The following is a 6,211-nucleotide window of genomic DNA, read 5'->3' as shown; positions in this document are numbered from 1 at the left end:
TCATCCTTTCGTAAACGTCTTTTCGCATACTCATCACTTCCTCAAAAGATTAATAAAGTGAGTATACAAAAAATGCAAGAAAACCGACAATTTTAAACCGCCGATTTCCTACATTTTACAGCCGCCCTCGACAAAATAATGAGCAGAGCTAAATCGCTAAGAATAGGCACCAAGTATATATAATTTTTAATTTTCCATAAAAATTAATATTAAAAATAGTTAGATAAAAATAAGTATTGTTTTTTTCTTTTTTTGAAGTATTATTAAGTTGATGATAAGTGATTGATATTTAGTAATTTGACTTATAAATAGATTGGAGAATCAGAAAATGCTTGGGAAAAATAATCAAAAATTATATGATCAGCAACATGCTGATCAACACCAACATTGGGCTCTGCGGAAGCTGTCCTTTGGAGTAGCTTCAGTGCTGGTTTCAGTTTCAATCTATGCAGGAGCTTCGACAATTTCTGCTAATGCGGATACGCAAACGTCCGGAGCAACAGAAACTACTGCATCAACTAATGGTTCCAGTGCTAGTTCGCTGGGTTCAGCAAGTAGTGTAAGTTTAAATGCGCAAAGTGCATCAAGTGCGACTACTAATAAGAGTGCTGCTAATAATGCTAGTGCAACAGCGACTAGTGCGGTTGCAAGTAGTGCGACAAATGAAGTCGCATCTGCTACTACCAGTAATAGTGCGCAAAGTCAAAGTGCCACAAGTGAAAAAGCTAACAGTAGTGCAAAGCAACAGAATCGTTCTGCTAGCCAATTGCTGACGGCTTTATTTGCAGCTACCTCAAGTAGTACGCAAGGCACAACAGCAGACTATACTCCCACGGTAACGACGTCATTGCCATCAGACTATCCAAGTCAATTTAACAATGACACATACAGTGAATATTTTGTCTTTAAGGAAGTTAAAGATGAATTAAATGATGTGAGCTATTATGGAGCGGTAAAGCAAGACGGTAGTGAAAGTGGTACCGTTTATATCTTTGCTCAGTCAGCGGATGGGACGATTTCTGGTCCAATTAAATTAGCGAGTGGCGAAAGTAAGAGCCAAAATGGGATTACCTTCAATAATTATGGTGATACCTATACGGTTTATGAAAATAATAAAAACAATAATATCTTGTACTATGGCTATTCCTCCGATGGTGAAAAAGACTCTGCTGATCGAAGTCAAGGTAATAACCTTATTACTGGGGTTTTGCCAACCAACGGTCAGTTTCCGCTAACGATCAATTATTATGATAAAGCTGGTAATTTAGTAAGTACTAAATCAGATCCACAAACCGTTTTAGCTGGTAAATACATTGAGGTTTCAGCACCAGAGGTCGTAAACGGTTATGTTTTAACTAAAACTGAAGGTAATCAAAGCGGTGAGGTTTCCGAATATACTGCCGATAAGGTTGGTCAGACGTGGAAGCGTCACTTTACCGATGCAGGTCTTGATGCTGACTACACCTTGAATAGCGGTGGCTCCTTCACGGTTAAGGTCTATAAAAACAGTCAACTTGTAAAAACGATGACTGTTCCAGTAGATGGGACTGGCCAATACCAAGAAAGCAATGGGGGATACTTGGATACCTATGCCTTCCCTAACCCGTATATTGCTGGATCAACTTCGTTAACCTACAATTACACCCAAGTTGGTAGCATCGTTCCCGTTGATAAAAAAGATGGAAACAAGATTGGTGATGAGGTTCCATATACCAACGATTCAGACGATCCACGCAAAGTTAAATCTAACGAACCAGTCCCAGAGATTCCGGGTTATCACATCTCAACAGATCAACCTAATACTGATGTGGATAATGGTACCGTTACACCGTCTCACCCAACTATGGATACTAAAGTAGTTTATGTTAAAGATGACACTACTGAAACAGAATCCAAAAATGTGACGCGGACCATTAACTATGTTGATAAGACAACTGGCAATACCGTAGCAGACTCAGTAACGCAAACGGTAACTTTAACCCGCACCAAGACTACTAATGGTGAAACTGGTAAGGTAACTTACAGCAACTGGACTATTGATGGTAGTTGGGCTGAACAGACTTCACCTGACCTTTCAAGCAAGGGGTATGATGCACCAGTCTTTGCCGATGGTTCTGATGCAAGTAAGGTTGCGGCAGCAACGGTTAATGAAAACAGTAATGATACTACGGTGACGGTTTATTACCCACAACACTCTGATACTACAAACGAAACCAAAACCGTAAAACGGACCATCGAGTACCTTGACAAGAAGACTGGGGAGGCTATTCCAAGCAGATTAGCACAACCGGTTGAACAAGACGTAACTTTGACCCGGACGGTTGATACTAACAAAGTAACTGGTGAAGTTACCTATGGCGACTGGACGGTAGAATCAGGCAGCTGGGATGAAGTAGTGTCACCAGACTTGACTAACTACGGCTACACGGCTCCAGATAAAGAATCGGTTGCAGCAGAAACGGTTGATGGCAATACCGAAAACAGCGATGTCAAGGTTTACTATGACCACGCCACGACAACGGTCACGCCAGAAGATCCAAAGGATCCAAATACGCCAATCAATCCTAACGATCCAGACAGTCCAAAGTACACCGAAGATCAAACGGACGTAACTAAGGATGCTAGTCAAACCGTTCACTACACGGGTGCTGGCGACAAGACGCCTAGTGACAAGGTCCAAACGCAAAAGGATGCCTTTACGCGGACAGTCACGATTGACAAGGTAACGGGTAAGACGATTTCAACGACGCCTTGGACTGGTTCTAAGACTTTTGGCACTGAAGATACACCAGTTGTTGATGGCTACCATGCCGACAAGAAGGTAGCGGGTGGTTTGACGGCCACACCAGAGAATCCAAACGTTGAGGATACGGTAACCTACGCCGAAAACGGTAAGATTATTCCGGTTGATCCAAACGGTAATAAGATTCCGGATGCGCCAACGCCAACTTACCCAACCGATCCAACCGACCCAACTAAGGTAGTGCCAGACGAACCAGTACCTGATATTCCTGGCTACACGCCGGAAACGCCAACGGTTACGCCAGAAGACCCTGGCAAGGACACGCCAGTGGTCTACAACAAGCAGGATGGTTCCTTGACGGTTAAGTACGTTGACCAAGACAGCAATAATGCTGTGCTGGAAACTAAGGACTTGTCCGGTAAGTACGGTGACCAGATCACCTATACAACGACTGACACAATCAAGTCACTGGAAGACAAGGGCCACGTCTTAGTATCAGATGGCTTTACTGGCAAAGCCGGTTCAACATTTAGCGATTCCAACAACGGCAAGACCTACCTTGTTGTCTTGAAGCACGGTACGACAACAGTCACGCCTGATAATCCAAAGAACCCAGGCGAACCAATTAATCCAAATGGTCCGAAGTACACCAAAGATCAAACGGATGTCACCCGTGACGCAACCCAAACGATTACCTACCACTATAGTGATGGTAGTCAACCAGATACGCAAACTACGACCACTCAAAAGGACGCCTTTACGCGGACGGTAACGATTGATAAGGTCACTGGCAAGACGCTTAGCTCTACGCCATGGACGGGATCTTACACCTTTGGTACGGCTGATACGCCAGTAGTACAGGGGTATCATGCTGATAAGAAGACAGCCGGGGGATTAACCGCTACACCAGATCACCCAGACGTTACGGACCAAGTAGTCTACACGCCAAATGGTAAGATTATTCCGGTCGATCCAAACGGTAACAAGATTCCGGATGCGCCAACGCCAACCTACCCAACGGATCCAACTGACCCAACCAAGGTAGTGCCAGACGAACCAGTGCCGGACATTCCGGGCTACACGCCGGAAACGCCAACGGTTACGCCAAGTGATCCCGGCAAGGACACGCAAGTCGTCTACAACAAGCAGGATGGTTCTTTGACGGTTAAGTACGTTGACCAAGACAGTAACAATGCGGTTCTAGAAACTAAAGACTTATCCGGCAAATACGGCGATAAGATCACTTATACGACAGCCGACACCATCAAGTCTTTGGAAGATAAGGGTTATGTCTTAGTTTCAGATGGCTACACTGGTAAAGTTGGCTCAGAATTTGACAATACCAACAATGGCCAGACATACGTTGTCGTATTTAAGCATGGTACTACCACGGTCACGCCAGATAATCCAAAGAACCCAGGCGAATCAATTAATCCAAATGATCCAAATGGTCCGAAGTACACCAAAGATCAAACGGATGTAACTAAGGATGCTAGCCAAACTGTTCACTACACGGGTGCCGGCGACAAGACGCCGAGTGACAAGGTCCAAACGCAAAAGAATGCCTTTACGCGGACGGTTACGATTGACAAGGTAACGGGTAAGACGATTTCAACTACTCCTTGGACAGGCTCTAAGACCTTTGGTACTGAAACTACACCAGTTGTTGATGGCTACCACGCCGACAAGAAGGTAGCGGGTGGTTTGACGGCTACGCCGGAGAAGCCAAACGTTGAGGACACGGTAACCTACGCCGAAAACGGCAAGATTGTTCCGGTTGATCCTGACGGTAATAAGATTCCAAATGTGCCAAATCCAACGTATCCGACTGATCCAACCGACCCAACCAAGGTAGTACCAGACGAACCAGTGCCAGATATTCCAGGCTACACGCCGGAAACCCCAACGGTAACGCCAGAAAACCCGGGCAAGGACACGCCAGTGGTCTACAACAAGCAGGATGGTTCCTTGACGGTTAAGTACGTTGACCAAGACAGCAATAATGCTGTGCTGGAAACTAAGGACTTGTCCGGTAAGTACGGTGACCAGATCACCTATACAACGACTGACACAATCAAGTCACTGGAAGACAAGGGCTACGTCTTAGTATCAGATGGCTTTACTGGCAAAGCCGGTTCAGAATTTAGCGATTCCAACAACGGCAAGACCTACCTTGTTGTCTTGAAGCACGGTACGACGACGGTCACGCCTGATAATCCAAAGAACCCAGGCGAACCAATTAATCCAAATGATCCAAATGGTCCGAAGTACACCGAAGATCAAACGGATGTCACCCGTGACGCTACCCAAACGATTACCTACCACTACAGTGATGGTAGTCAACCAGATACGCAAACGACATCAACGGAAAAGAATGCCTTTACCCGGACCGTCACGGTTGATAAGGTAACTGGAAAGACGATTAGTACGACACCATGGACAGGTTCACACACCTTTGGTAAGGTTAATACGCCAGTTATTCAAGGCTACCACGCTGATAAGAAGACAGCCGGGGGATTAACCGCTACACCAGATCACCCAGACGTTACGGACCAAGTAGTCTACACGCCAAATGGTAAGATTATTCCGGTCGATCCAAACGGTAACAAGATTCCGGATGCGCCAACGCCAACCTACCCAACGGATCCAACTGACCCAACCAAGGTAGTGCCAGACGAACCAGTGCCGGACATTCCGGGCTACACGCCGGAAACGTCAACCGTCACACCAGAAGATCCAGGGGCGGATACTCCGGTCGTTTACCACACGCCAATGACGCCAACGCCGGAGAAACCAACAACACCGACAACGCCAGGTTCGGCAGTGCCACAAGCACCTACCTCAGGCGCCACCCCAGCATCTCCAACCGCGGCTTCTACTTCTCAGGCCCCTGCTAAGAAACTCCCTCAAACTGGTGACCAATCAGCTACTGGTTTGGTAGCAGCCGGCCTAGCAACGTTACTTGGATTAATGGGAACAGGCTTAAAACGGCGGAAGCAAGAGCGGTAATGAATGCTTAGTAAAATTAAATCAACTATGTTTCCTCCCTAAGTAACCTGCGAAAGCTCCAGTTAGTTCGCTTTTAAAAGCGACTAGCTGGGGCTTTTTTTGAATCAAACCTATATGAAAGGATGTCCGTCAAATGACGCACTTAAATGATACCATGCCCACTAACCTTTTGACCACTCATCGCAAATATGCACACCTTACTAAAGAAGAGCTAGTGATGATTGCGACTTTAAAGTCGCAAGGACTTTCCAATCGCGCAATCGGTCGTCAATTAGGAGTGAACCACCAAACCATTAATAATGAGCTTAAACGTGGTACAGTTCGCCAAATTCGTCGTCAAAAATTCAATGGTAAGACTTACGATTACCCTTATCACATCTACAGTTATGAAGCTGGTCAGAATATTTATCTCAAATGCCACCAACGGTCCGGTCGTCCTCGTTTATATTACCGCTCAAA

At 45.6% G+C, this 6,211-nt stretch carries 2 protein-coding genes; both read left to right on the top strand.

Translation table 11 applies throughout. From position 1 onward, the window contains the following. The first annotated feature begins 328 nt into the window (after positions 1-328). Positions 329-5,752, top strand: coding sequence for a mucin-binding protein (locus tag QOS10_RS08805; protein WP_283595104.1), 5,424 nt, complete (start codon positions 329-331; stop codon positions 5,750-5,752). Positions 5,753-5,885: 133 nt separating this feature from the next. Further along, positions 5,886-6,211: helix-turn-helix domain-containing protein (locus QOS10_RS08800; protein WP_283595103.1), on the top strand; the 326-nt coding region annotated here is incomplete at its 3' end.

The organism is Limosilactobacillus galli (genome assembly GCF_947381495.1).
In the GTDB taxonomy this organism is placed as follows: domain Bacteria; phylum Bacillota; class Bacilli; order Lactobacillales; family Lactobacillaceae; genus Limosilactobacillus; species Limosilactobacillus galli.
Note: the sequence above shows the minus strand (reverse complement) of the source record. Positions and strands in the feature narration are given on the sequence as shown.